Origin of the sequence: Banduia mediterranea, from assembly GCF_031846245.1 — a bacterium.
Taxonomy (GTDB): domain Bacteria; phylum Pseudomonadota; class Gammaproteobacteria; order Nevskiales; family Nevskiaceae; genus Banduia; species Banduia mediterranea.
On record NZ_JAVRIC010000015.1, the window covers coordinates 68,072 to 93,345 of the forward strand.

A 25,274-nucleotide genomic window follows, 5' to 3' on the forward strand; every position below is an offset into this window, starting at 1 on the left:
TGTCCGCCCAAATTTGTGGCCGCTTCGGCGGACGCACGATTGCGTGGTGCTCATTCCGGCGCTCGAACCCAAGCTCCCCACCCGATGACCCTCTCTTGCCCATGCCAAGGTTTGTGACGAGGTTTCGCTTGCGAACATGCGTCGCTCTCGCAGCCCTGCTGTGCGTGGGCTGTTCCGGTTACGTGGTTCCGGGTGGTCCTGCACCGCTGCAACAGCTCGTGCAGGGCAATGACGAAATTTCGATTCGGCCGGCGCCCCCGATACCGGCACGAATCGCCGTGGTTCGGATACAGGCACCGGAGTACGAATCGGCGACGGCCGAAGGCGCGGGCGACGGCGAGTTCAGCGTGGTATCGCCCCAGGAATGGCCAGACGCAACGCAGTTGCAGGCGATGGTCCAGTGGCCGGCGGTGTCCGAAGTGCTAACGCTGGACCTTGCCCAGCTTTCGGCCTCGGCGCAGTCCCTGAACGAATTGCGCCTCGCCGCCGCGAAGTTGCGGGCCGATGTGTTGATGATCTACACCTTGGATACCTCGGTCCAACTGGCTGGTCGGCGCTACCGCGCTGCGGAAAAGCTGGGGCCGGTCGATGAGCCTGAGCCTGACGACGGCGTGATCTCCACGGCCTCGGCCGTGCTGACCGAAGTCCGCACCGGCTATTCCTACGGCGCGGTCGACGCGAACGCGAAGCTGAGTGGACTGGAGCGCACCGAGTGGACGCCCAGGAACCTCGATCAGAAGCGCCTGCTCGCAGAGCAGCAGGCGTTCACGGCATTGCTGGACAAGTCCGCGCTGCTTTGGAAGCAGGTGGCGGAGAGCCCGCTTTGAGGCCGCATCGATTCGGACTGCGCATTGGCTTGCCGAGCCGCTGCCTGCCGGCCATGGCAGGGGTGATCGCCTTGCTGATGCCGCTATTTGCACCGGCCGCCAGTCCGGCCCCCTTCGATCTGGCGGGTCCGACCCTGCACGTGCTGGTGACGCGCGGCAATACCTACCTGCCGGTCTCGCAGGTTCCCAGTCTGGCGGAAGGCGACAAGCTCTGGATCAAGCCGGAGTTTCCCAAGAGCCAGTCGGCTCGCTATCTGATGGTCGCGGTCTTTCTGCGCGGCTCCACCAATCCGCCGCCCGAAGACTGGTTTTTTCCGTGCAAGACCTGGACGAGCGAGTGCAAGAATCGCGGGCTGACGGTCACCGTACCCGAAGGCGCACAGCAGGTACTGATCTTTCTCGCGCCCGAAACCAATGGCGACCTCAAATCGCTGATCAACGCGGTGCGCGGGCGTCCCGGAGCCTTCGTGCGCTCCACGCAGGAACTCAATCAGGTCGCGCTGGACCGCTCGCGGCTCGACGCCTATCTGGAAAACGTCAACAAGCTCAACTGGAGCAGCCCGAATCAGCTGTCAGAGGTCGCGCCGCTGTTGGCGCGCAGCCTGTCGGTCAAGGTGGACGCGCAGTGTCTGGAGAAGCGCGCTTCGCTGCAGGCGTCCTGCCTGACGGCCGGCAAGGACTCGCTGATTCTCGCGGATGGCCACAGCATGACCCTGTCGCGCTCGCTGACCGAGGGTGCCGCCGCGGATCTGGTGCTGAAGGCGGCGGCGCTGCCCGAGGCCGGCGCGGGTGCCTACAGCCCCTATGTGTCGTCGGTGCTCGACATCGTGCGCATCTTCGATTCCTTCCGCACGGCGCAGTACGAATACATTCCGGCGCTGGTGACGCATCGCGGCGACCAGTTGGCGCTGACGCTCAACGCTGTGCCCTCGTTCTACGATCCAAAATCGGTACTGGTCGTTGCCCTGCCGTTGGTCGAACCGGCGCAGCCGCCGCCATTGCGCGCGGTGAATCCGCAGAACATCTACTGCGCCAGTCGCAGCGAACTGGTGCTGCCGGTGACGGGGGCGCCATTGGTGTATTCCACGGCTTATGCCCATGACGTGTCCTTGAATCTGCAGACCGCCGAAGGCCAGTCATTCCACCTGCGCGCCCAAGCGGACCCCGCGCGCGGCGGGTATGTCGTGAACACACGCGGCGTGCCCAACGGCGCCCTGGGCAGCAGCGTACAAGGGCGTCTGCGCGGCTTCTGGGGATTCGACACTTTCGAAGGACCAGTGTTCGAACTGCGCAACGCGCAGGCCAACGCCTGGGCGCTGGCCAAGGGCGACGAGAAAGCCCTGATCGTCGGCCGCGAGGATACCGTGCATCTGCAAAGTGCCGGCGTCAGCTGTGTGGATGAAATCATGCTGCGCGATCCCGATGGCAAGGAGCTGCGCACGCAGTGGAAAGCCGTGGGACCGAACGAAGTCGAAGTCACGCTGCCGTTGCAGAACGTAAATCCGGGCCCGCTGACCCTGCTGATCGGCCAGTCCGGAATGCGGGATCGCCAGAGCCTGCCGCTGACCGTATTCTCCGCGCCGAGCAGCATCGACGAGTTCAAGCTGCACGCGGGCGATATCCACGGCGTGCTGGTCGGCACCCGCTTGGACGAAGTCGCGAGCCTTTCGATCGGCAATCTGGTGTTTTCGCCCGGTGAACTGAATACCGAGCAGGGCAGGGACCGCCTCACCGTGCATGCGCTCGATGCCGTAGCGGCTACGGCCCTGGATGCCAACAAGCGCGTCACGGTGATGGTCACGCTGGAGGACGGGCGCACGATTACGCGCGCCGCGATCATCGGCGATCAACGCCCCAGCGTCGAACTGCTGGCCCGGAGCGTACTGCCCTCGGAATCCACGCAGGCCCGCCATATCGAACTGTCCGGCCCCAAGGAGATTCCGCATGACGCGCGGCTTTCGTTCTCCCTGCGCGCGATTTCGCCGAAGTCCTTCGCACGCGATCAGGTTTTCGAAGTCGCCACGCAGGACGAAACCTTCTCCACCACGCTGAGCCTCGCCAATGGTGCCGTCCGGCTCGAGAATTCACGCGTTGCGCTGGTCACCTTCAATCCGGCGAAGGCCTTCGGCTTTTCCGCCTTCGGCCCGCTGAAGCTGCGCACCATCGCTGGCGGAACCCAGGGCGACTGGCAGCCCCTGGCCACGCTGGTGCGGCTGCCCGCCCTGCAGGCGCTGAGCTGTCCCTATGACCAGAACCAAGCTTGCAGGCTCAGTGGCGCAGACCTGTTCCTGATCGAAGCGATAGCCGCCGATCCCCAGTTCAGACGCGCCGTCGCCGTGCCGGATGGCTTCCCCGGTGCCCAGATCGTGGTGCCGCAGCCGGAAGAAGACCGGCTCTATGTGCGCCTGCGCGACAACCCGTCCGTCACCAATGCGGTGACCCTGCCGGTCAACCGGACCGGCACGCCGCCGCCCGCGCCGCTGCCCGAGAAATCGCCCAACGCCAGCGGCGATGTGCAGCCGCCACCCGATGGCGACGGAAATGCGCAGGCCGACCCGTCGGCGGGTACCGCGCCGGCACCAGATCCGAACTGAGCTATTCCGCGTCAGGACTTGTCTGGCCTGACGTTTCTACAGGTCGGCAATCGCAGCTTTTGACGGCAGGTGTTCTGCTGATCGAAGATTTCCGCATCAATGCAGTAAGGCATATCTATGCGTAACGAGCGCATTCGGCACATTGTTAGGCGCTGTTAATAAATAAAGGTTACAATCAGGGGTCCGCTACGGTATGCTCTGCGCTCATGGGCATGCCGTCGGAGACGTTGAGGCGAAAGTTTGGTGCGGCATGGCCGCATCTGGATGAGCGCACGCGGCGGATCATGGCAGCGAGCGAGGCGGTGAGCCTGGGCTACGGTGGCGTTTCGATCGTGTCGCGCGCCAGCGGCCTTTCGCGCAAGGCGATCCACAAGGGGATGCACGAGCTTGAAGAAGGCGAGCCGCTGGTCGGACGAGTCCGCCGACCCGGCGCTGGTCGCAAATCCATCACGCAGTCCGATCCGGAGCTGGTGCAGACGCTGGAGAGGCTGATCGACGAGCAGACGCGCGGCGACCCGGAATCGGCGCTGCGCTGGATCTGCAAGAGCACGCGCGCGATCGCCCGGGAACTGGCGGAGCAGGATCATCCGGCCAGCCACGTGAAGGTGGCGCAGATTCTCCATGACCTGGACTACAGCCTGCAGAGCAACCGCAAGACCGAAGAGGGGGCGGATCACCCGGACCGGGATGCGCAGTTCCGCCACCTCAATCTCACGGTCAAGCGCTACCTCCGGCAGCGCCTGCCGGTCATTTCGGTGGATACCAAGAAGAAGGAACTGATCGGCAACTACCGCAACGCTGGGCAGCAATGGCGTGCCAGTGGGGAGCCGCTCCACGTTCAAGGGCACGACTTTCCGGGGCCGGACGTTCCCCGCGCGTTTCCCTACGGCATCTACGACATCGGCCGCAACGCGGGCTTCGTGAACGTGGGGACCGACCATGACACCGGGGCCTTCGCCGTTGCCTCGATTCGCGGCTGGTGGCGAGCAGAGGGGCGGCGTCTGTATCCCGACGCCCAAAAGATCCTGATCACGGCCGACGGCGGCGGCAGCAACGGGTGGAGGCTTCGGCTCTGGAAGCTGGAGTTGCAGAGATTCGCGGACCAGGCCGGCCTGACGGTAGCGGTCCGCCACTTTCCTCCCGGCACCCGCAAGTGGAACAAGATCGAGCACCGGCTGTTCTCGTTCATTTCCTCCAACTGGCGCGGCGAACCGCTGCGCGATTACGAGACCATCGTCAAGCTCATCGCCGGCACGGCGACAGCGAAGGGACTGAAAGTCACGTGCCGGCTGGATCGGCGAAAATATCCCACCGGCCGCAACGTCAGCGATGAAGAGATGCAACGCGTTAACCTGGAACGCGACAAGTTTCATGGCGAGTGGAACTACGTCATCAAGCCGGGCGCCAAGGCTCGTTGATTCTAGTTGTTACCTTTATTTATTAACGAATCCTAAGGAGCCTCGAACAGGCTTATAAACCGGAAGTCGATGCCTGGGCCGTCTACGACAATGTCGGTGAAGAACCGACCCTGCTGCAATGGGGAGAAAACCCGTGAATAAACAAGACATTTCCACCGCGAAGGATCCCGATCTGCGCGCGTCCCTGCACGCCCTGCGGCGCGCAGCCGAACTCGCCCGAAGGACGGCGATCCAGACCGGAACCAGCCTCGTTGTGATGCAAAACGGACGATTGATGCGCATTTCCGCTCAGGAGCTGAGCGCACGGGCCACCACCAAGGACGCCCCCGCGACATGACCGAAGACGATCAGAAGCAACTCGGCAAAACCCTCTGGGAACTTCAGGGTGTCGGCGCCTCGTAGACGTTGTTGTCGCGGTTGCGGTCCGGGATGAGGTGGTCCGGGTCGACGCTGACGCGGGCCACCGGGCGGTCGACGTGAATGCCGACCTCGGTCTTCTGCAGCCAGGCTTCCGCCGGCAGGCGTTCGCGTTGCTGCGTGCCGTCGGCGAAGTCGATTTGCACGGTCGCCGGCATCACCAGGCGGTCGAGGTTGGCGATGGTGACGGTGTAGCCCTTGGCATCGTCGCCGTCGACCGCGTGGACGCCGGTGGTGGCCAGGTCCAGTGTCCAGTTGTTGAGATACCACCCGCGCCAGAACCAGCTCAGGTCCTCGCCGCCGGCGCTGTCCATGGCGCGGAAGAAGTCCGAAGGCGAGGGGTGCTTGAACGCCCAGTCGGCGATGAACTTGCGGAAGGCCCAGTCGAAGCGTTCGGGGCCGAGGATTTGCTCGCGCAGCAGGATCAGGCCCAGCGCGGACTTGTAGTAGCTGATCGAATGACGGTATTTCTCGGCGATGGCGTCGGCGCGGATCAGCGGGATCGGCGCCTCCGGGTCGCTCATGATGGGGATGATCTCCTCCACCGGGCTGCCGCCGCCGGGGGTGTATTCGGAGTCGCGCTTGGGGCCGAACTCGCCGTCGTTGAAATCGTCGGATTCGTAGACGTCGATGAAGGTGTTGAAGCCTTCGTCCATCCACGCGCTGCGACGCTCGTCGAAGCCGACGATCATCGGGAACCAGGTGTGGCCGATTTCGTGCACGGTGATCCAGAACAGCTTGCCGCCGCCGTCCTTCATGCTGTCGAACAGGATGCCGGGATACTCCATGCCGCCGACCGGGCCACCGACGTTGATCGCCGCCGGGTAGGGATAGGGAAACCAGCGTTGCGAGAACTGCTCGACGGCGTGTTTGAGAAATTCGGTGGAACGGCCCCAGGCGTCGTCGCCGGCGCGTTCGGCCGGGTAGTAGGACATCGCCAGCGAGGTCCTGCCGCCAGGCAACTGGATGCGCGCGGCGTCCCAGACGAAGGCGGCGGAGGCGGCGAAGGCCGTGTCCCGCGTGTCCTGCATGTGATAGTGCCAGGTCAGCGGCTTTTCGCTCTGCGGTCGCGAGGCGGGGTCGCCGACTTCTTCCGGTGAGCGAATCATTACCGTGCGATCGCTGCTGCGCGCCTGCTTCAGGCGTTGCCGCTGCTGCGCGGTGAGCACGTCCTGGGGGTTGACCAGTTCGCCCGAACCGGCCACCAGCATCGCCGCCGGGACGGTGATCCAGTAGTCGAAATCGCCGTATTCCAGATAGAACTCGGAGGCGAGATAGGGCAGCGTGTCCCAGCCGCGCTGGTCGTCGTAGACCGCCATGCGCGGATACCACTGCGCGATGTCGTAGATCGGGCCGTGCTCGCTGTCGCCGATCGCGGTACGGCCGCCAAAGTCGCCGGGAATGTCGTAGTCGTAGTCGATGTGCAGCTTGAGATCGGCGCCGCCGGGCGGCAGGGGCTGGCGCAGCCGGACCTGCATGCGCGTGTCGTCGATCAGGTAGTCGGCCGGGTAACGCTGCCCGCCGACTTCCACCTCCACCTTGGCGAACCGGTAGCCCTCGGTGAACTTCGTGCGCGGCCAGCCGCTGGCGTGGATCGAACGCGCGTCCTTGCGGTAGATGTTCTGGTCCAGCTGCAGCCACAGGCTGGCCAGCGCGTCCGGACTGTTGTTGGTGTAGTGGATGACTTCGCGGGCGCCGAGTTGCTGGCTTTCGGTGTCCAGGTCGGCGTGGATCGAGTAGTCCACGCGGTTCTGCCAGTAGTCGGGGCCCGGAGCGCCGTTGCCGGAGCGGTATCGGTTGGCTGCCTGCGGCAGGCTCAGGGGGGCGAAGGTTTCGCGCGGATCGTAGATCCCGGTGGCGGCCGGATTGCTGCCGGGTGTCGCCACGGTGGCGCAGCCACCCAGGCCTAGGCTGGCCACCAGGCCGATTCTCAACGTGTGCAGGCACGACGTCTTGTTCATGGTGTCCTTGAAATGAGGCTCGGCGGCGGGCGCGGGGCACCCGCCGCCGAGCCTGCGGTTCAGAAGAATCGCTTCGAATACGAAATCGTGACGAAGCGTCCGCGCAGATCGTGCATCGTCGGCACGAAGCCCTGAAAGGTCGCGGCGGAGAACGGCGGTTCCTCGTCGAGCAGGTTGACCGCCGAAAGCCGGATCGTATCCGACCACGGCGTGGTGTAGCGAACCTGCAAATCGAAGGTCAGCCAGGAGTCGACGGTATTCGCGGCGGCGACGTCGCCGGCGTCCTCGTCATCGCGGAAGCTGTCGATGTAGTTGGCGGTGAGGGTGCTGCCCCATTGGTTGAGGCTCCAGTCCAGCGAGGCGGTGAAGCGGTTTTCGGGATGCTCGTAACCGCCTTGCAGGTCGCGCGTTTCTCCGCCCTTGCGCAACTGTTCGTCGAAGCTCAGCAAATAGGTGTAGGCGAGCGTGCCGCGCCAGTTGCCGTAGCCGCTGCGCTTGATATAGGTCACGTTGGCGTCGATACCGTCGGTTTTCTGTTTGGCGGCGTTGCGCAAGGTGTCGTGGATTTCGGTGATGCGGCCGGGTAGGCCGAGGTCGAGTTCCTCGGGCGTGGGGGCGGCGCGTTCCACCGTGCCGGCCGGCAGGCTGTCGGGGTCCGCCGCTTCCTGCAGCAGCAACTGGCGCGTGTCGGTGGTGATGCGATCGTCGATTTCGATGCGCCAGTAATCCACGGTGACGGCCAGCGGGTCGCTGACCTGCCAGACCACGCCGGCGCCCCAGGATTCGGCTTCCTCGGCATCCAGGTCTTCGTTGCCGGTGAACTGCACCGGCAGCTCGGACGGGTCGCAATAGTCCCCGGTATCCGGGCCGGCCAGCGCGCAGCGCCGCTCGTCCACCAGGATCGGGGACTCGGCGGTAGCGCCGAGGCCGATTTGCGACAGCGAAGGCGCGCGGAAGGCTGTGCCCCAGGATGCGCGCAGCGTGAGATTGTCCAGCGGCTGGTAACGCAGTGCCGCCTTCGGGTTCACGGTGGAACCGAAATCGCTGTAGTCGTCGTAGCGCACGGCGAGCTGCAGGTCGGTGCGCATCCACACCGGGATCTGCAGTTCCAGATAGCCGGACTGCACGTCGCGTTCGCCGTGGGCCTCGGTGGCCTCGGTGCCGATGATCAGGCCGCGCTGGAACTGCTGGTCCGGGGTGTCGTCGATCGCCTCCCAGCGCGCCTCGACGCCGGCGGCGACCCCGATCGGGCCGTACGGCAGCTGGCCGACCGTGCCGGAAATGCTGCCGTCCACGGACTTGCTGGTGGATTCGCCGGAACGGATGGTGCGCACGGTGAAGGTATTGACGACATCGGGATCGTTGTCCGGCACGCCGAAGGGATTGAAGGCGCCGCTGCTGACGGCCGCCTGCGCCAGTTCGGAATTGACCATGCCGGCGACGCCCACCTGTTCCGAATCGCTGCGCGCGTACTGGGCGCCGAGTTCCCAGTCCCATCGGTCGAAACGGCCGCGCAGGCCCTGCAGCACGCGCAGGTTGGTGGTGTCCACGTCGAAGGTGCGTGGCCCGGATTCGAGGAAGCGATAAACCAGACCCACATCCTGCCCGTAGGGATTGTCGGGGTGCGAGGCCGGTACGGTCACGTTGAGGAAGCTCGGGCTCGGCGCGCCCACCACCTGGCTGGTATTGCGCTGTGCCTGCAGTTCGGTGAAGGCGGTGAGCCGCTCGTTGAAATCGTACTGGTACATCACCAGGCCGCCGCCGCGCTCCGCTTCGCCGAGTGCGGCCTGCCACTGGATGTAGTCGTACTTGCAAAAGCCGCTGAGCAACAGGTCGTCAGGGCAGGCCGGGTCGGCCACGTAACTGCCGTCCTGCAGCTGGTAGGTGCCGGGCGCGCCGATCGAGCTGAGCTGGTTGGTGCCGCCCTGCGAGGTATGGTCCAGCGTACTGGAAATGCTGCGGTCGGCATACATCAGCGGCGTGCGCTGGTAGTAGTCGAGCACCACCGTGGCGTGGCTCTTGGAGGTGCCGCCCGGGCTGCCGCCCCAGACCATGCTGGCGCGGGTTTCGTGCGCGTCCTCGCTGGCCGTGGTATCGCCGTAGGAGGCGGACAGTTCCGCCCCCTGGAAGTCGTCGCGCAGGATGATGTTGACCACGCCGGCGATGGCATCGGAGCCATACAACGCCGAGGCGCCGTCCTTGAGCACTTCGATGCGCTCGATCGCGGCCAGCGGAATCGTGTTGAGGTCGACGAAGGATGTGGTGATGCCCTTGGCGTAGGGGCTGATCGCCACGCGCCGGCCGTTGAGCAGCACCAGGGTGGCGTCGGCACCGAGGCCGCGCAGGGAAATGCCGGCGCCGCCGGGCGAGGTGTCGTCCTGGTCGTTGCCCTGGGCCCAGAACGTGCCGGCGCCGGCCTCGGGCAGCAGGCGCAGCAGTTCGGTCAGCGAGCCGTAGCCGGAATTGTCGATCTGCTGGCGGTCGATGGAGATCACCGGGGACTGGCCTTCAACATCGATCTGGCGGATGCGCGAGCCGGTGACGAGAGTGTCTTGCAGCGCGGTACTGTCACTGTCGGCGCTTTCGTTGCCGCCGCCGTCCTGGCCGTAGGCGATTCCGCACAATGATGCACACAGGATGGCGGCGCCGGCCCGGCCCACAAGCACTGCGTAGGGACGAGACGGTCGGTTTTTCGGTTCTGGCTGCATCGGGCTCCCCTAGTGACTGTGACGAACAAACCGTTTCGCGTTTCGCGTTTCGTAGCCCAAGCAGCAATATGCGTGCCGTTAGCGTGAAACAACACGGGGTTGCGGACACAGCAAAGCTTCGCGACTCCATTCGCGGCTCCAAAAGAGCACGAAACCAGCCCGGTCAACATGCGGCTCCTCCGCCAAGCGCCACCCCTGGCGCCTTTAACGTCGGTCACAGCTGCTGAGCGATGCACTCAATATGTTTCATCATCTGGCCAAGGCCGGCATTCCCATGGATGAGCTGCTGGAAGTGGTGGTGTTGTTGCGTGCCAATGTCGAACGCGCAGCCGGGGAAATGGTGCTGCTGGTCGAGCGCCATATTGTTGAGCGCTATGGCGATGAGATGCTGCCGGCGGAGGATATGTCGCAGCTTGGGGATTTGATCTGGCGGCTTCGGCCGCTGGTGGAAATGGCCGGGCACGCCGAAGCCGCACGCGCCATGGAAATCGCGGCCAGCAGTCATCTGGGTGACCGGCTCGGTACCATTCTGGAAAAGATGCAGCATCCACCTGAGACGACGACGGCGACCGATGCTAGACCGCAGCGCCGTGGCAGGCATTCAGACCGGTAATTTCAGTATCACGGCGGCGCCGCCCAGGGAGCTGCGATCCAGGCGTAGCTCGCCTTCGTAGGCGCTGACGATTTCCGCGGCGGCGCTGAGGCCCAGGCCCTGCCCCGATACACGCTCGTCGGCCCGCGCACCCCGGGCCAGCAGAGACTCCGGTGACTTGGGAAAGCCAGGACCGTCATCCTCGAAGCGCAGTTCGATTTCGCGGCCTTGCACCAGGGCCTGAACGAGCACCTGGTGCACGCACCATTTGGACGAGTTGTCCATGATGTTGCCGATCAGTTCGTAGAGGTCCACATCATCCGCGCGCAGGCGCAGCGTGTGTGGCGCCTGTACCTCAAATCTGATGCCCTTGTGGCGATAGACCTTGGCGAGTGCGTTGATGGTCTTGTCGATGATCGGGCGCAGGGGAATGGGTTCCGACAGCGTACGTCGACCGGTGGCGGCGGCGCGACTGAGCTGGTACTCGCTGATTTGCTGAATGCGGTCGATCTGCTCTCGCAGGCGCGACCGCAGCAGCGGATCCTCGGTTTCCTCGAGCAGGCCGTGCAGTACCGCCAGCGGAGTCTTGAGGCTGTGGGCGAGATCGCCCATGGCGTTGCGATAGCGCGTGAGGCGGCCGCGTTCGTTGCGCAGCATCAAGTTAAGGGCATCGGTCAAGGGCTGGATTTCGCGCGGATAGGCGCTGTCGATCGTTTCCTGCCGACCTTGCTCGATGTTGTTCAATTCGGTCACTAGACGCCGTGTCGGCGTGATGACCCAGTCCAGCACCAGCACCAGAACCACCAGCAGTCCGATCGCCGCCACGCCCATCCACAACCACAGAGTGGCCCTGAATTGTGAAAGCTGACGATCGTAGCCCAGCGAATTTTCATGCACGATCAGCGTGAATGTGCGCGCCTCCGCATCCAGTCCGATCCACTTGAGGCCGTAGGCGCCGATGAAGCTGCCGTCCTCATCGTCCCGCTGAAAGCGGAACGAGCTGATGTCGGGTGACAGACTCGGCGGTGGTTCATACAAGGCGCTCGGCGACTGCCAGCTGATGCTGCCGTCCGAGTCGAGTATCCATGCGTACATGCCGGATTGCGGCTGAGAAAGCCGCGCATCCGGCAGGTCGAAGTCTGCAATCGTCAGATTGTCACGGGCTCCCAGCTCGGCCTGGCCAAGCAGCGCGAACACCATGCCGCGCAATTTTTCCTGCTGCGCCTCAATCGCGGCGCCGCGAAACGCCTGTTCGAGACTCGCGCCACAGATCAGGATGAAGCCTGTGAGTACGATCGCCCCGGCGAGCAGCAGTCGCGTTCGCAGGGATTGCATGCGACAGCTGCTTAGGCTTCAGCATTCGCGCGCGGCAACACCCAACGATAGCCCTGTCCACGCAAGGTCTCGATCGGATGCAACTGATCTTCCGGATCGAGCTTGGTACGCAGGCGTCGAATGAAAACCTCGATCACGTTGCTGTCGCGTTCCTCGTCATCGCTGTAGAGGTGTTCGGACAGTACGGTCTTGGAGATGACGTCGCCCGCATGCAGCAACAGGTATTCGAGCACGCGATATTCATAGGCCGTCAGCTCGATCTTGTCGCCATCCGACGTCAATTGCTTGGCCTTGGTGTCCAGGGCGAAGGGCCCGGATTCGAGCACTGAATGTGCCCAACCGCCGCTACGCCGCAACAAGGCGCGCGAGCGTGCCATCAGCTCTTCCTTGTGGAAGGGCTTCACCAGGTAGTCGTCGGCGCCGGCTTCCAGGCCTTCGACCTTGGTCTGCCAGTTGTCGCGTGCCGTCAGGATCAGGATCGGGTAGTCGCGACCGACCTTGCGGGCTTCGCGAATGATCTCGATGCCCGGCGTGCGCGGCAGGCCGAGGTCAATGACGGCGAGGTCGAGCGGGTACTCCACGGCCAGATAGCAGCCCTGTTCGCCGTCTGCGGCGACCTCGACGGTAAATCCGTCTTCCTGGAAATAACGGGCTATCTGACGGCGCAGGTCCGGTTCGTCTTCAACGATTAGTACTCGCATGGTCTCTTGGTTCTGGTCATTATGAAAATCTGTCGGCGCAATTCAGCGCGCCGGTAGCTGGACAATCCGGACTTCTCCGTCCTTGAGCAGCTTCACCCGGTACTTGTCCTTGATCAGCCGCACCGAAAGCACGCGGCCTCCATATTGCTTCTGTGCATCCTGCGCCGCCTCGCGCGGTGCGCGCGGCGGCGCAGTCGGGCCCGGTTCGCGGGTCAGTGCAGCGGCGTCGAGTCCTGGTTTCGAAATGGATTCGACGCCGCTGAGCGAGGGCGCGATGTCGCCGATACGCGGTCCCTGTGCCACGGCCGCAGGCGCGAGAGCCGAAATCAGCAATGCGGCGACGATCGTGTAGCGCTCGATCATGAACGGTCCGAATATCGGTCCGTATCAGTAGCGGACCGGGCGCACGTTCACATCAACCGGAATGCGTGCGCCCGGGTCGTGCGGCCAGCGGGTCTGAAAGATACGGCCGTTGTAGCGGTAGCTCACGTCATAGCCGTCGAGCGCGGTTTCGTAGCGGTAGTCGCGCACGGTTCTACAGCGGGTCTGGTAGGTGTATTCGTCACCGTAGCCGGAGGCGCTTCGGTTGCCGTAACTGCTGCCGATGGCGGCACCGGTCACGGCACCCGCAACACGGGCAACATCGCGCCCGGTGCCCTTGCCGATCTGGTTGCCGGCCACGTAGCCAAGTATGCCGCCAATCAGGGTGCCGCCGGTCTCGCCAATACGAGCGCTGCTACGTGTTGGCACCCGTTCGTCGTAGCACTGCTCGTGTGACACCGGCACGCGGATCTCGCGATACACCGGACGCGACTCCACAACTTCCGCGAATTCGCTGTGGCCGTAGCGCTCCTGACCATAGACGGACTGCCCGTAGGCGGGATAGTCACCACGGTCGTGATTGTAGTGGCCGGCAAAAGCCAGCGGCGACACCAGCAAGGCTGCCGCGATCGCGGCACCGATCAGTGTGTTCATTGCTCCCTCATGCGCATTCGGACACTCGTATGCGAGCGTAGCGGAATCTAGGTCGGCCGCGCTGAATCACTACTGAACCCAGTGGCCCACGCACGGTTCAAGGTTTGGCAAACCGCGTCAGGCTGCGCGGTGTGAAATACCCCGGTCTCTGGTTCCAGTCATATTCGATCATGTCACGCTCTTCGTTGGTCATGTTCATGATGACGTAGCGCCGCGACTGCAGGTCGTAGTGGATCTGCAGACCGTTGATCACCACAGGCACGTTCGCGAAGGTGACGGCGTGAGCTTCCGAGGTTCGCCAGAACTGATCGCGTTCATCATAGATGTCCTCCATCAGTACCAGCCAGGAATCCTCGTCGAGATAGAAGCTGCGCGTCTTGTAGCGGTGGCGGACGCCGTTGCGGACCTGAGCCTCGATAACCCAGACGCGGTGCAGCTCGTAGCGGGCAATGTCCTGATTGAGATGGCCGGGCTGGATCAGGTCGTCGTAATCGATGCCGTTACTGTAGAGCGCGTAACTGTTGTAGGGAACCAGCATTTCGCGCTTTCCGATGAGCCTGATGGTGTAGCGGTCAAGCGGTCCGTTGAACATGTCGATCTGATCGTGCGTGACCAGCCCTTCGAACAGGGGATTGTCATAACCCACTTCACCGACTCGGCGCACGCGGCCGACTCCGTTGTTGTAGATCCACAGGCCGGTCTGGTTTCTTATGCGGTCGATCGGCACGTGCAGCAATGCGGCTTCGCCGGCCTTGGTCGCCGGCGCGACGGTTTTGGTCATCGCATACAGATTGCGGTTGTCCAGTTCCTCGAGCTTCGTGTCGGGGTTGTTGTAGACATAGGTGAGTTCCAGGTAGTCACGTTCGACCACATGGCCGCCATTGGGCTGCACAATGGCGTTGTTGAGGTAGCCGCGATAGCCGCGAGTGTTGTAACGCATGATGTGGTTCCACATCACCTCGGTGCCGTTCTCCGGAATCGGAAACGGGAAACCGCGCGCGGTGCAGCAGAAGCCGTAGCCGTTGTCGGTGAGTTCGACCTTGGTCGCGTTGCCGATTGTTGCCTGATACAGCCAGTCGGGATACGAGGCGCTGCGGTGACTCGGGTAGACCTTCATCTTGTACGTCTTGGGGAAGGTTCGGAACAGGGCCTTGTGGCCTTCCGAAAGCAAATCCGAGTACTGATCCAGATTGGACGCGGTGATGGTGTAGAGCGGCCTTTCGTCCGCGTAGGGGTTGTCGCCACGCGCCATGTGGGACTGTTTCAGGCCGCCGTCCCAGGCCGGAATCCTGCCTTGCGCGTTGCCGGCGCGTAGTGCGCCGACCGGCGTCAGGCTTTTGCCGAGGGCGGCGGCCCGTTCGGCATCGACCTTGGCTGAGGCTGTCCCGCAAACCAGCAGGGCACAGCAGGCGAGTCGGTGGAGATTCGTTGTCATGGGCGCTCCTCGTGGCGGCCGCCGCTGCCGCACGGCACTGTGCCGCTGTTTGCGTGTCGCCGACCTGAACCTCGGATATTGCTTTCGCTTTGGGCTCAAAGCGAGTGGGTCAGCCCGATCAGATCCTCGTTGCCGGCGTAGGCGCGGAACAGTGTGCGCGCCAGCACGGCCAGTATGCGCTGCACCTCATCCGGCGACTGGTGACGCATCGGCAGAACCACGGCCTCGACCAAGGCGATGATCGCGCGCGACATGTCCTCGACATCGGAGCCCAGGTCGAATTGACCCTGCTGCGCGCCGAGTCTCAGTGTCTGTTCGATGATGTCACGCGCCCTGGTCTCGAAGACGGTCTGCGCGTCGATGAAGCGCGCGGCCTCCGGGCGGGACGGAATCAGCCAGAAGCCGGCGATGCCGCGCTGCACACGCGGGTCGTCCAGGAACCGCCGCAGGCCCTCGAACAATTGGAGAATGCGCGGGACGGCGTCGCTCTGCGCGTCCATCGGATCGAAGATGTGCTGATTGAAGATCGCGTGCAGGCGTTGCAGACACTCCAGAAACAGCGGCTCCTTGCCACTGTAGTGCCAATACCGCGCGCCCTTGCTGAGCTTGGCGTGCTTGACGATGTCGCCGATCGAAACGCCTTCGTAGCCGAAGCGGCAGGGCTGGCGATTCGGTCTGGACTTGCGGCTTGCCGTCCCCTCCAAACAAGACAAGCGCCCGAAGGCGCTCGTCTTCAACTCAGGCTTGCGGCTCAGGCTTCGAGCTTGCGGAACTCGCGACGCAGCTCGAACTCTTCCGAGGTCACGCATTCCTCCAGCGCCACCAGGCGCTGTTCGAGGCGCCGGAAGCGCTCGCGCGCGTCGCCACGCGCCTTGGTCGCAAAGCCGTTGCCGATGGGGCTGTTCGACCGTGTCGATCGCTCGTTCGAGCGCGCCGCGTCACCATGTTCACCGCGCTCCATCACATACCAGAGCACTGCGTAGCCGACGAAGGCGATCGGCCCGAAGATGAAGATCGTTGCGAGTACGACCAGTACACGAATCAGGCGGACGTTCCAATCGAAATAGTCCGCGAACCCCGCGCAGACCCCGGCGACCATGCCGCTGGCGGGGATACGCCGCAGGCGGGACCAGAACTCTCTATCGATCATCTCGTTTTCTCCAGTCCGGGACTTCTGCATCCAGAATCGTTTCCAGAGCCTGGACGCGCCGTTCCATCTTTTCAGCCATTTGTTCGAACTCGACCTGACTCCCCAGCCGGCTGCTGCGGTCGGCAGAGTCCTCCTGCCGACGCTTCGACCGGTAGTGCAGGACGATCCAGACGATCAGCACCGGCGTCGCGAAAGCGCTGAGAACCGCGATCAAGCCTGTTAGATCTTCCACACCCCTCTCCAAAACACCCGTGACGGGCGATTAGTCTTTTGATTCGTTCGCGGTCTTGGTGCCCAGCTTGGCCTTGAGCGCAGCCAGTTCCGCATCGACCTTTTCGCTGGTTTCCAACTCGGCGAACTCCTGCTGCAAGGTCTTGGCGTTACCGACATCGTACGACTCGACCTGCGCTTCGATGGTGTCGATGCGGCTCTCGTACTGTTCGAACTTGAGCATGGCGTCGGTCATGCGCCGGTCACTGACCTGCTGCTTGACCTTGAGACGTGAGGCGGCAGACGTCTGGCGCATGATAATCGCTTTCTGGCGACTCTTCGCATCCGCCAGCTTCGCCTTGAGCTTGCCGGTGTCATCCTCGAGCTTGCTCAGCTCTTCGGCCACGTGGCCAAGCTCCTTCTCCAGGTCCGCGGCGCGTTCCTCGGCGCGTGTCCGGGCCAGCAGGGCAGCCCGGGCGAGATCCTCGCGGTCCTTGGAGATGGCCAGTTCGGCCTTCTTTTCCCAGTCTGCGGCTTCGGCGCGAAGCGTGTTGACGTTGCGCTGGATTTCCTTCTTGCGCGCGATGCTGCGAACCGACGTGGAGCGCACTTCCACCAGCGTGTCCTCCATCTCCTGAATGATCAGCCGGACCATCTTCTCCGGGTCTTCTGCCTTGTCGAGCATGGCGTGGACGTTGGAGTTCATGATGTCGGAGATTCTTGAAAAAATGCCCATGGTCTTACCTCGATTGAAATGCGAACGGTGCGGCGGTCAGTTGATTTGATCCGTACCCGGCTCGGCGGGCACGGCGGGCTCCAGTTCCGCCGGAGGCTCGGGAACGAAAAGCTGAATCCGATCGCTGAGTTCCGCCACGAAACGCTGGCGAAGCTCGGCGAGTGCGGCATTGCCCTGCGCGGCGATGTACTGTCCAATACCGGTGGCGGCACGGCCCGAAAGACTCGCGTCGGCGGCATGGGCCGCAAACGAGGACAGGGCCAGTACGGTGGCGGCGGTCATCAGGGAAGTGCGCTTGATCGACATCGTGTTTCTCCTTGGGTGTTGCGTTCTTGCCTTTGTGCCATCTTTATTGCCAAGGGCGTGCCAAACTCGATAATTAGTTTCAACTTGTTGTATTAGTTGACATTATTATAAAACCGCAGGCCTTGAAAGCAGCCGTGTGGCGTCGATGAATGGCGAGTTATTCCCAATGTGTGGTAGAAATCGCCGATCCTTGATAATTATGGCGAACTGCCTTGCTCAGAGACGATCCGGATCCGATTCTCGGTCAGGCCGATGCCTTTCTTGCGGTGCTGGAACGCGTGTCCCGCGTGGCGCCGTTGTCCAAGCCCGTGCTGATCATCGGTGAGCGGGGAACCGGCAAGGAACTGATCGCCAACCGTCTGCATTTCCTGTCGGAACGCTGGCAGCGACCGTTCATCAAGTTCAACTGCGCGGCGCTCAACGAGGAGTTGCTGGAATCCGAACTGTTCGGCCACGTAGCGGGTGCCTATACCGGCGCGACACGGCCACGTACCGGCCGGTTCGAAATGGCCAGCGGCGGGTCGATCTTCATCGACGAACTGTCCTCGATGTCGATGCGGCTTCAGGAAAAGTTGCTGCGTGTCATCGAGTACGGCGAATACGAACGGGTGGGTTCCAGCGAAACCCTGAAGACCGATGTGCGGCTGATCGGGGCGGCAAACGTCGATCTTCCGGCGCTCGCGCGCACCGGCCGCTTCCGCGAGGATTTGCTGGACCGGCTTTCATTCGACGTGGTCACGCTGCCGCCGCTGCGCCAGCGGCAGGATGACATCATGCTGCTGGCGCAACGTTTCGGCGAGAACATGGCGCGGGAGCTGGGCTTCGAGTACTTCGCCGGCTATGCGCCCAAGGCGCAGCAGCAACTGCTCGACTACGAGTGGCCGGGCAACGTACGTGAATTGCGCAACGTGGTGGAACGCACGGTCTATCGCAGCGACAGCCCGAAGCGGCCGATCGAGCGCATCGAGATTGATCCCTTTGCTTCGCCGTTTCGGCCGCCACCGCCGCCACCGCCGCCTGAGCAGACGCCGCTCAGGCCGGATGCCGTCACCGCCCGGGTTTCAGATGCAGGGCCGCGTACGGACAGCGCTGGCGCTGCGCCGACACCGAAATTTCCCTTGGACTTCAAGGCCGAGGTCGAAATCTTCGAGACCGGTCTGATCAAGGCCGCGATGGAGGAAGCGCGGTTCAACCAGCGCCGCGCCGCCGAACGGCTGGCCCTGAGCTATCACCAATTTCGGGGCTTGCTGCGCAAGTACAAGTTGCTCGAATCAGACTGAGCGCCGATACCTGCGCCGCAGCACCGCGGCGCCGCCGAACAGGAGCAGCAGGGCCGGCAGACTGCCGCCATCGCCGTCGTCGGAGGCTTCCTTGCCAATGTCGGCGGCGTCGATGCCGCTGAGGCGGGTGGTGCCGTTGCCGCTTGGATCGAGCCAGCTGCGAACGCTGCCCGCCGCAGCGGCTGATCCGTTCCAGTGCGCGTAGAAGCGGCCGTACCAGTCGGGTTGGTCGTTGTCGTTGGTGCCGAGGATGTTGCACTGCGCTTCGCCGCCGGTGAGCGTGCCGACCAGGCGGTGCTCCGGGTTGAACAGGGCAGATCCTGAGGAGCCGCCTTCGGTCACGCCGATGTCCCAATTGCCGATGCGGATGTAGTTGGCGCTGGTGTCTGTAGTGTCCGAGCCGTAATCGGTGATGGTGGTCGCGTCGTATTCAACACTGATCGCTTTTTCATCTCCCTGAGGATGGTGGATGCCGATCGCGCTCGTCGGCGCGGCGTTGCTGCGGTCCCAGCCCGCGTAGTAGACCTTGTAGGCGCTGGGCGGCTTCTGGTTGAGTTCCAGCAGCACGAAGTCGGAGTTGAGGCTGTTGGCCCGCAGTGTGGTGCCGAACTGGCTTTGCGAGATATTGCCGTCGCGTGGTCCGCCGCAGCTTGAGGCCTGGTAGTTCCAGTACAGGACGATGCTGGCCGGATCGCCGACGAAGGCGCCGTTGCTGCTGCGGAAGCAGTGGTCGGCGGTGAGAAAATAGGGGCGTCCGTCCTGGGCCGTATTGTTGAGCAGGGTGCCGCTGCAGAAGAAGGTTCCCGCGGGCTGGGCCACGGTGTAGCGTGCAACGGCCCTGATCTGGTCGCGCACCGTGTCGCCGGCCGAGCAGGCAACGTCTTCGTTGCAGCCGCCGGACTTGTAAGCGACCTCGGCCTCGTCGAAGCTGCGGAAGCCATAGTCGAGGCGCGCGATCGCCAGGCTCAGCGACCCGCGCCGTGCCGCCGGCACTTCGGCCGTCAGCAGCAGCTGCTCGCCCTCGATGATCGGGAGCTGCAGCTTTCCATTGCGAACGTCGGCTTGTGTATACGGGCCGTGCGTCTGGGTTGCGTCCAGCGAGCTGACGCTGAGTTGGGCGCCGTCCGGCAAGCTGAGGTCCGAAAACGCGATGCCGATCGATTGCGCTCCAGCGGCTTCCAGCGGCAGTCGCCATACCGCGGTTCCGTCCACCGTCTCCCATTCGCCATCGGCCAGTGTCGGCAAGGGGCCGCTCACGGGTAGAGCCCACAGGGTTGGTCGCGGCGTACCGGCGGGCACGGCCTGTTCGCGACGCAGGGCCGCGGCCACGTCGGGACTCGCAAGGCGAGTCATCTGCAGCCGGCTGGCCGGGGTCAAGCTCGCCGCCGTGGCCAGCGGGCAGGTTGCCAGCAGCAGCAGCGAAACCAGGGACAGATTACGCACGCGCTCTCTTTCGAAAATGTTGGTGCGACGATTCTAGCAGCCCGAGGTGAACCGCAGAGGGTCTTGTCTCAGGACCTCATTCCTGGGGATCAGCCTGTCGCGCCGGCACCGCGGCCTGCTGCTGGGCCAGACGACTTGCACGTTCGCCCGGCGAGCCGGTGCGGCGCGCCAGCAGAGCGTAAAACGCAGGGACCACAGCCAGCGTCAGCGCGGTGGAGAACAGCACGCCCCAGAACACCACCATGCCCAGATTCTCGCGCGCCTCGGCACCGGCATTGGTGGCCAGCATCAATGGCACCACGCCGGCGCAGGTGGCCACCGAGGTCATCAGGATCGGCCGCAGCCGGGTACCTGCGGCGTCGATCAGGGCGGCGCGGAATTCCAGGCCCTGGTCGCGGCGCTGGTTGGCGAATTCCACAATCAGAATGCCGTTCTTGGCGGCGAGCCCGATCAGCATGATGATGCCGATCTCGCTGTAGATGTTGAGTGTGTAGCCGGACGCGGCAAGAGCGGCGAGGGCGCCGAACACCGCCAGCGGCACCGCCATCATGATCACCAGCGGATGAATCCAGGATTCGAATTGCGCGGCCAGCACCAGGAACACCACCACCAGCGCCAGTGCAAACGACAGATACAAGGCGCTGCTGGAATCCCGTAGTTCGCGTGATTCGCCGGTGAACGACAGACGCGCCGAAGACGGCAGATCCTCGCCGACGATTCGCTCGATGTAGTCGAGCGCCTCGCTGAGCGTGTAGCCGGGCTCCAGTCCGCCTTCGATGGTGATGGCGCGCAGCCGGTCGACGCGATTGTATTCCGGCGCGCTGGCGACCTCGCGGGTGGTGATCAGGTTGGACAGGGGAATCAGCGAACCGCTGCGCGTGGAGCGCACATAGATGTTCTGCAGGTCCGATGGGCTGGAGCGGTCGCGGATGCCGGCTTGCAGCAACACGTCGTATTCCTCGCCCTGCTCGATGAAGGTGGTGACGCGGCGACTGCCGAACATGGTTTCCAGGGTACGGCCGATGGCTTCGACCGGAACGCCGAGGTCGGCGGCGCGCTTGAGATCGATGTCGATCTGAATCTGCGGCTTGGTCGCCTTGTAGTCGGAATCCAGATCGGTGATCCGCGGATTTTCCTGCCGGATGCGTTCCATCAGCTTGTCGCGCCACTGCGCAAGTTCTTCGTAGGTGCCGCCGCCAAGCACGAAATTCACCGGCTGGCCGATACGCTGTCCGAAGCTGCCGCGCTGCACGGCGTTGGCGCGCACGCCCGGCAGGGCGCGCAGGGCCTGGTTGATCTCGCCGGCGATCTCGCCGGTGGAGCGCTCCCGATCTTCCCAGTCGGTCGTGGACGCGAGCACCATGCCGGTGTTGACGACTGACGACGAGCCGAAGCCCGGCACGCGCACGATCATGCGGTCGACTTCACCTTTGCCGAGCTTGGGCAACAGCATGGATTCGATCTCTGCCATGTAGCGCGAGGTGTAGTCATAGGTCGCGCCTTCGGGCGCCGTGGCGCGAACGAAGAATTGGCCGCGGTCTTCCTGCGGCGTGACTTCCGCGGGGATCAGCCGAAACAGTACGACGATGCCGCCGAGCAGCACGGCCATCACGCCGACGCCGAGCCAGGCCCGGTCGAGCAGCCAACCCAGGTGGCGGTGGTAGTGCAGTCCGATGCGGTCGAGCAGGCGCAGGAAGGCGCTGGTGAAACGGTCGGGGTGTTGATGCGGCCGCAACAGGGCGGCAGCCATGACTGGTGCCAGCGTCAACGCGACGATGCTGGAGCATGCCACCGCGCCGGCCAGTGCCAGCGAGAATTCGCGGAACAGGCGACCGACATTGCCTTGCAGGAACGCCAGCGGGGTGAATACCGCGATCAGCACCAGCGTGGTTGCGACGACCGCGAAGCCGACTTCGCGTGTGCCGCGATAGGCGGCGAGCAAGGGCGGCTCGCCCAGTTCGATGCGGCGGTGGATGTTCTCGACGACCACGATCGCGTCATCCACCACCAGGCCAATCGCCAGCACCAGCGCCAGCATCGTCAGGATGTTGAGCGAGAAGCCCAGCGCCGTCAGCAGGATGAACGAGGCGATCAGCGAGATCGGAACGGTAACGGCCGGGATCAGCGTGGCGCGCAGGTTGCCGAGGAACAGGAAGATTACGGCGATCACGATCAGGCCGGCTTCCACCAGGGTGTGGATCACGGCATTGAGCGAGGCCTCGATGAACAGCGAATAGTCGGTGTTCAGGGCCAGGCGCATGCCGTCCGGAAGATCGGCCGCCACGGTTGCCATTTCTGCCTTGACCGCGCGTGCGACGCTCAGGGTGTTGGCCTTGGATTGCTTGATGACGCCCAGGCCGATCGCCGGAACGCCGTTGGCGCGGAATTCGCTGCGCTGATCCTCGGCGCCGATCTCGACATCGGCGACATCGCCCAGGCGAATCGGGTAACCGTCATCGCCACGACGGATCACCAGGGCTGCGAATTCCCGCGGTGTCGTGAACGGCCGTGCGGTGCGCAGGCTGAACTCACGGTCGCTGGATTCCAGGCGTCCGGCCGGCAGCTCCAGATTCTGTGCGCGCAGCGCGTCCTCGATATCGTTGGCGGTGAGGTTGCGCGCGGCCATGGCCTTGCGGTCCAGCCAGACGCGCATCGAGCGACGGCGTTCGCCGCCAATCCGGATTTGCGAAACGCCGTCGATCGATCCGAGCCGGTCGATCAGGTAGCGATCGGCGTAGTCGGACATTTCCAGCGGCGACAGCCGGTCGCTGGACAGCACCATCCAGATGATCGGGCTGGCATCGGCATCGGCTTTCTCGACCTCGGGTGGATCGGCTTCGTCCGGCAGGTTGTCGAGTACGCGCGAGACGCGGTCGCGCACGTCGTTGGCGGCGGCATCGATGTCGCGCGACAGATTGAATTCGATCTTGATGCTGGAGCGCCCGTCACGGCTCGAGGATTCGATCGTGCGGATGCCCTCGACGCCGGCAATGCGGTCCTCGATCAGCTGGGTGATGCGGGTTTCGACGATGGCCGCGGCGGCGCCGGGGTAGTTGGTATCCACCGAGACGATCGGCGGGTCGATGTCCGGATATTCCCGGATCGTGATGCTGTTGATCGCGAACAGGCCGAAGACCACCAGCAGGGCATTGATGACGGTCGCGAAGACCGGGCGCTTGACCGAGATGTCCGAAAGCAGCATCGCCGGCCCTCAGTCGGTGCGCGCCGAGCGGTCCGCGCCGGACCTCTCGATTTCGCGGACTTCGCGTCCGGGGCGCAGATTGGTCTGGCCCTCGACCACCACACGATCGCCGACCTCGAGGCCGGACAACACTTCCACGAAGCCGCGCGTCCGCGTACCGATCTCGATGCGCAGGCGCTCGACCCTGTTGTCGTCGTCGATCCGCCACACGTACTGGTCGGCGTTCTCGGGAACCAGCGCGGCCTCGGCAACGAAGCGGGTGGTGCGTGGCGCCGCCTGGGTGGTGACGGTGAGCAGCATGCCGGGCTTGAGTTTGCCGTCCGGGTTGGCGATCAGCGCTTGCACGGTCACCGCGCGCGTGACTTCGTCGACGCGCGTGCCGATGGTCTCGATTTCACCGGCAAAGCTTACTCCGCGATAGGCGGCACTTTCGACCGTGACCGCGTTGCCGCGCTCCAACACCGACAGCAGGGTCTCGGGTACCTGGAATTCTGCGCGCAGGGTTTGCGTGGCATCCAGGCTCACGATCGCCGTACCCGGTTGCACCAGTGTGCCGGGACTGACCTGTCGGAACCCCAGCACGCCCGAAAACGGCGCGCGGATGGTGCGTTGCGCCAGCAGCACGCGCGCCAACTCCAGTTCAGCGCGTGAAGATTTGACGACTTCTGTCTGGGTGTCGAAATCGTCCTTGGAGACGAGCCCGCGACCGCTGAGCTCCCGCAGCCGCTTGAGGCGCGTCTCGGCCTGGTCGGTGCTGGACTGGGCCGATTGCAGCGCGGCCCGTTCCTCATCGTCCTCAAGCTGCACCAGCGGATCCTCCGCTTTGACGGGCGAGCCCTGATCAAAAAAGATCCGCCGCACCCTCCCTGAAACGCGCGAGGTCACCAGCACCGATTCCAGCGAGCGCGCGGTGCCGATGGCTTCGATCGGTTGGGCGAACTCGCGCTCCTCGACGGTTGTCGCCACCACGGGGGCGGTGGCCCGTGGCGCCTGGACGCGATCGATAGCGCCGTCTGAGGTCTGCTCGCAGGCACACAGCAAGACGGCAAGAAATGCCAGGACGAGACGCGTGGACATTATCCGGTCCAGATCCTTCGGGGAGGTGAGATAGATGGTGAGGCAAGGCGGTCGCTGAACGGCCATTTTAGCGAGCCACGGGGAGTCGTCGAGCCGATGCGTTCGATTGTACCGGTTCGGCTCGGACTACTCCTTCCGGCTGAAGCCGCCGACGTGCGAGATCGGGAAACTGAGGCAAGCGAGCTCTCGCTGGAAGTGAAACGATGACTGTCGAGATTACTTCTTGCCGTAGGTGGCGTCGTGATCCGGCGGGATTGACAGAAAACGGATGAAATCGCCGTCGCGATATGCGACCGCCCGCCGCGCCTGGGTAATGCGTAGGCTGTAGAGCGCGGTGATGCCTACGGGCGGCGCAACGCTGGTAATCTTCTCCCAACGCAGCCCCTTGTCTCGATAAATTTGGTTCCATGTGAGCTGGCGCAACTTACCCAGCATGTCCAGTGCCGCGTGGCGCTCCGCTTTCTGCAATCCGAAAAGGTCGCGTTGGAACACGGGATTGTTCAAATCCAAGCGAACCGTGGCGTCGCGGTCAGCGGCTGTCATCGCGCAGGTGCTTGAGCAGCGTTTCGCCGCCGGCGTCACTGGCTGGATGAGACTGCGCCCAAGCCAGCGCCTCACGCAGGCTCTCAGCGGCTTGCGGGTAGTGCAGCCAGCGCTCGTTGTCAGGAACGACCGTCGCAGTGCGTACCAACCAGACACCGGGGCTCTGTTCTTCGAGTAGCACTTGCCGCCCGGCGTACTGTTTGCCTAGGGAAATCGTGCCGTTGGCTCCGACAATTTTTACAGTGGGCTGGGTTGTGAGAGCTGGCATCGTCGCCTCCATAAGTGGAATGCACTATAGCACTAACGCACTACAGCACGAATATCACAATTCCGGCAGGTTGTCACTAGGGGATGGTGAAAATCC

General features: G+C 63.9%; 23 protein-coding genes. 6 read left to right on the forward strand and 17 right to left on the reverse strand.

Features of this window, described 5'->3' with window-relative positions:
- The first annotated feature begins 128 nt into the window (after nt 1-128).
- From RM530_RS11325 to RM530_RS11340, 4 genes are all read left to right on the forward strand, one after another.
- Complete coding sequence (locus RM530_RS11325) at nt 129-827, forward strand: hypothetical protein (protein ID WP_311365339.1); 699 nt, start codon at nt 129-131, stop codon at nt 825-827.
- Nucleotides 828-880: 53 nt separating this feature from the next.
- Nucleotides 881-3,421 (forward strand): hypothetical protein, encoded by a 2,541-nt coding sequence (locus RM530_RS11330; RefSeq protein WP_311365340.1) that lies wholly within the window; start codon nt 881-883, stop codon nt 3,419-3,421.
- A gap of 206 nt (nt 3,422-3,627) precedes the next feature.
- The gene (locus RM530_RS11335) at nt 3,628-4,839 is read left to right on the forward strand and encodes an ISAzo13 family transposase (RefSeq protein WP_432276092.1); all 1,212 of its coding nucleotides are present in this window, start codon (nt 3,628-3,630) and stop codon (nt 4,837-4,839) included.
- 133 nt (nt 4,840-4,972) lie between these two features.
- The gene (locus tag RM530_RS11340; protein ID WP_311365341.1) at nt 4,973-5,176 is read left to right on the forward strand and encodes a hypothetical protein; all 204 of its coding nucleotides are present in this window, start codon (nt 4,973-4,975) and stop codon (nt 5,174-5,176) included.
- Between the two features lie 43 nt (nt 5,177-5,219).
- Here the strand turns inward: RM530_RS11340 and RM530_RS11345 are convergent, their stop codons facing one another.
- Together RM530_RS11345 and RM530_RS11350 are read right to left on the reverse strand one after the other, a co-directional pair.
- Nucleotides 5,220-7,217: a M1 family metallopeptidase gene (locus RM530_RS11345; RefSeq protein ID WP_311365342.1), complete on the reverse strand. Its 1,998-nt coding sequence runs from the start codon at nt 7,215-7,217 to the stop codon at nt 5,220-5,222.
- Nucleotides 7,218-7,276: 59 nt separating this feature from the next.
- Nucleotides 7,277-9,925, reverse strand: coding sequence for a TonB-dependent receptor (locus RM530_RS11350; RefSeq protein WP_311365343.1), 2,649 nt, complete (start codon nt 9,923-9,925; stop codon nt 7,277-7,279).
- A 241-nt stretch (nt 9,926-10,166) separates the two neighbouring features.
- On the opposite strand from RM530_RS11350, the gene RM530_RS11355 reads away from it, so the two are divergent.
- On the forward strand, nt 10,167-10,538 hold the full coding sequence (locus RM530_RS11355) for a MerR family transcriptional regulator (protein ID WP_311365344.1): 372 nt from the start codon (nt 10,167-10,169) through the stop codon (nt 10,536-10,538).
- Here the strand turns inward: RM530_RS11355 and RM530_RS11360 are convergent.
- The 10 genes from RM530_RS11360 to RM530_RS11405 all read right to left on the reverse strand — a co-directional run bounded on the left by RM530_RS11360 (nt 10,527) and on the right by RM530_RS11405 (nt 17,365).
- Nucleotides 10,527-11,852, reverse strand: a complete 1,326-nt coding sequence (locus tag RM530_RS11360) for an ATP-binding protein (protein WP_311365345.1) — start codon at nt 11,850-11,852, stop codon at nt 10,527-10,529. The genes RM530_RS11355 and RM530_RS11360 overlap by 12 nt on opposite strands.
- An 11-nt stretch (nt 11,853-11,863) precedes the next feature.
- Nucleotides 11,864-12,553, reverse strand: a complete 690-nt coding sequence (locus tag RM530_RS11365) for a response regulator transcription factor (protein WP_311365346.1) — start codon at nt 12,551-12,553, stop codon at nt 11,864-11,866.
- Between the two features lie 42 nt (nt 12,554-12,595).
- Nucleotides 12,596-12,916: a PepSY domain-containing protein gene (locus RM530_RS11370; RefSeq protein WP_311365347.1), complete on the reverse strand. Its 321-nt coding sequence runs from the start codon at nt 12,914-12,916 to the stop codon at nt 12,596-12,598.
- Nucleotides 12,917-12,940: 24 nt separating this feature from the next.
- Nucleotides 12,941-13,528 (reverse strand): glycine zipper 2TM domain-containing protein, encoded by a 588-nt coding sequence (locus RM530_RS11375; protein ID WP_311365348.1) that lies wholly within the window; start codon nt 13,526-13,528, stop codon nt 12,941-12,943.
- Nucleotides 13,529-13,625: 97 nt separating this feature from the next.
- Complete coding sequence (locus tag RM530_RS11380) at nt 13,626-14,963, reverse strand: DUF1329 domain-containing protein (protein ID WP_311365349.1); 1,338 nt, start codon at nt 14,961-14,963, stop codon at nt 13,626-13,628.
- 95 nt (nt 14,964-15,058) lie between these two features.
- The gene (locus RM530_RS11385) at nt 15,059-15,667 is read right to left on the reverse strand and encodes a TetR/AcrR family transcriptional regulator (RefSeq protein WP_311365350.1); all 609 of its coding nucleotides are present in this window, start codon (nt 15,665-15,667) and stop codon (nt 15,059-15,061) included.
- 47 nt (nt 15,668-15,714) lie between these two features.
- A complete protein-coding gene (locus RM530_RS11390) occupies nt 15,715-16,113 on the reverse strand; it encodes a PspC domain-containing protein (RefSeq protein ID WP_311365351.1) in 399 nt (132 codons plus the stop codon).
- Entirely contained in the window at nt 16,103-16,327 is a 225-nt protein-coding gene (gene pspB / locus RM530_RS11395) for an envelope stress response membrane protein PspB (RefSeq protein WP_311365352.1), read from the reverse strand. Before pspB ends, RM530_RS11390 begins: the two co-directional genes overlap by 11 nt.
- A gap of 48 nt (nt 16,328-16,375) precedes the next feature.
- Nucleotides 16,376-17,059, reverse strand: coding sequence for a phage shock protein PspA (gene pspA / locus RM530_RS11400; protein WP_311365353.1), 684 nt, complete (start codon nt 17,057-17,059; stop codon nt 16,376-16,378).
- Nucleotides 17,060-17,095: 36 nt separating this feature from the next.
- The gene (locus tag RM530_RS11405) at nt 17,096-17,365 is read right to left on the reverse strand and encodes a hypothetical protein (RefSeq protein WP_311365354.1); all 270 of its coding nucleotides are present in this window, start codon (nt 17,363-17,365) and stop codon (nt 17,096-17,098) included.
- Between the two features lie 212 nt (nt 17,366-17,577).
- Here RM530_RS11405 and pspF point away from each other — a divergent pair, with 212 nt between their 5' ends.
- Nucleotides 17,578-18,645: a phage shock protein operon transcriptional activator gene (pspF, locus tag RM530_RS11410; protein ID WP_311365355.1), complete on the forward strand. Its 1,068-nt coding sequence runs from the start codon at nt 17,578-17,580 to the stop codon at nt 18,643-18,645.
- Here pspF and RM530_RS11415 read toward each other — a convergent pair.
- From RM530_RS11415 to RM530_RS11435, 5 genes are all read right to left on the reverse strand, one after another.
- Nucleotides 18,637-20,088 (reverse strand): trypsin-like serine peptidase, encoded by a 1,452-nt coding sequence (locus RM530_RS11415; RefSeq protein ID WP_311365356.1) that lies wholly within the window; start codon nt 20,086-20,088, stop codon nt 18,637-18,639. The genes pspF and RM530_RS11415 overlap by 9 nt on opposite strands.
- Before the next feature lie 76 nt (nt 20,089-20,164).
- On the reverse strand, nt 20,165-23,290 hold the full coding sequence (locus tag RM530_RS11420) for an efflux RND transporter permease subunit (RefSeq protein ID WP_311365357.1): 3,126 nt from the start codon (nt 23,288-23,290) through the stop codon (nt 20,165-20,167).
- 9 nt (nt 23,291-23,299) lie between these two features.
- Nucleotides 23,300-24,367 carry an efflux RND transporter periplasmic adaptor subunit gene (locus tag RM530_RS11425; RefSeq protein ID WP_311365358.1) on the reverse strand — a complete coding sequence of 356 codons (1,068 nt, stop codon included), beginning with the start codon at nt 24,365-24,367 and terminating at the stop codon, nt 23,300-23,302.
- A 216-nt stretch (nt 24,368-24,583) separates the two neighbouring features.
- On the reverse strand, nt 24,584-24,910 hold the full coding sequence (locus RM530_RS11430; protein ID WP_311365359.1) for a hypothetical protein: 327 nt from the start codon (nt 24,908-24,910) through the stop codon (nt 24,584-24,586).
- Entirely contained in the window at nt 24,897-25,178 is a 282-nt protein-coding gene (locus tag RM530_RS11435; protein ID WP_311365360.1) for a hypothetical protein, read from the reverse strand. The genes RM530_RS11430 and RM530_RS11435 overlap by 14 nt, the downstream gene beginning before the upstream one ends.
- Nucleotides 25,179-25,274: the final 96 nt, after the last annotated feature.